A 1,559-nucleotide genomic window follows, 5' to 3' on the forward strand; every position below is an offset into this window, starting at 1 on the left:
GCATCGAACGGTTCGGTCAATGGCATGCATGACAGCCTCAACCCGCTCAGCGGCATGGTCGCGCTGGTCAACATGATGGTCGGCGAAGTGATCTTCGGCGGCGTCGGTGCCGGGCTCTACGGCATGTTGCTCAACGTGCTGATCGCGGTGTTCCTCGCCGGTTTGATGATCGGCCGCACCCCGGAATACCTCGGCAAGAAACTCCAGGCGCGGGAAGTGCAGCTGCTGGTGGTGACCTTGCTGGTGATGCCGATTGGCGTGCTGGTACTCGGCGCCATCGCGGCGACCCTGCCAGGCCCGGCGGCGACCATCAGCAACCCCGGCCCGCACGGTTTCAGCCAGTTGCTGTACGCCTACACCTCGGCCAGCGCCAACAACGGTTCGGCGTTCGGTGGTCTGAGCGCGAACACACCGTTCCACAACCTGATGCTGGGCTTGGGCATGTTGATCGGTCGCTTCGGCTACATCCTCCCGGTACTGGCCCTGGCCGGCAGCCTGGCGATGAAGAAAACCGCACCGATCGGCCAGAACAGCTTCCCGACCCACGGCCCGTTGTTCGTGACCCTGTTGACCGTGACCATTTTGCTGGTGGGCGGCTTGACCTTCCTGCCAACCCTGGCGCTCGGTCCAATCGCCGAACACCTAAGTATGGGCTTCTAAGGAATCCATCATGAATATGCACGTTCCTGCAAAACCTGCGGTGCCGGCCAAGTCGGCAGAAGCACCGAAAACCGCGATCTCGGCCCTGTGGCGTCCGGCGCTGGTGCAAGCCTTCGTCAAGCTCGACCCGCGCCAGCTGGTGCGTTCGCCCGTGATGCTGGTGGTCGAACTGACGGCGATTTTTACCACCGTGCTGTGCTTCATCCCGGACAACGTCGTGCCGACTTTCGTCGCCGCGCAGATTGCCCTGTGGCTGTGGTTCACCGTGCTGTTCGCCAACTTCGCCGAAGCCTTGGCCGAAGGTCGCGGCAAGGCCCGCGCCGACAGCCTCAAGGCTGGCAGCGAAGGCCTCAGTGCGCGGCGCAAACTGGCCAATGGCAGCTTCCAGGTGGTGCCCGCCGCCAGCCTGCGCAAAGGGGATGTGGTGCGCGTCGAAGCGGGGGAGATGATTCCCGGTGACGGCGAAGTCATCGAAGGCATCGCCGCGGTCAACGAAGCGGCAATCACTGGTGAATCGGCGCCGGTGATTCGCGAGTCCGGCGGCGACCGTTCCGCCGTCACCGGCAACACCCGGCTGGTGTCCGACTGGTTGCTGGTGAAGATCACCGCCAACCCCGGTGAGTCGACCCTCGACCGCATGATCGCGCTGGTCGAAGGCGCCAAGCGCCAGAAAACCCCGAACGAAGTGGCGCTGGACATCCTGCTGATCGGCCTGACCCTGATCTTCCTGTTGGTGGTGGTGACCCTGCAACCGTTCGCCCACTTCGCCAATGGCAGCCTGCCGCTGGTGTTCCTGGTGGCGCTGCTGGTTACGCTGATTCCGACCACCATCGGCGGCCTGCTGTCCGCCATCGGGATTGCCGGGATGGATCGCCTGGTGCGCCTGAACGTGATCGCCA

2 protein-coding genes are annotated in these 1,559 nt (G+C 64.1%); both read left to right on the forward strand.

The window, feature by feature from the left end; translation table 11 throughout:
* Positions 1–660, forward strand: a 660-nt coding sequence (locus DBR24_RS14160) for a potassium-transporting ATPase subunit KdpA (RefSeq protein ID WP_177490552.1), incomplete at its 5' end; no start/stop codon positions are given.
* 10 nt (positions 661–670) lie between these two features.
* The coding region (locus DBR24_RS14165) for an HAD-IC family P-type ATPase (protein WP_146189045.1) at positions 671–1,559 on the forward strand (889 nt) is incomplete at its 3' end.

It is taken from the genome of Pseudomonas sp. HMWF006 (assembly GCF_003061205.1).
GTDB lineage: Bacteria > Pseudomonadota > Gammaproteobacteria > Pseudomonadales > Pseudomonadaceae > Aquipseudomonas > Aquipseudomonas monsensis.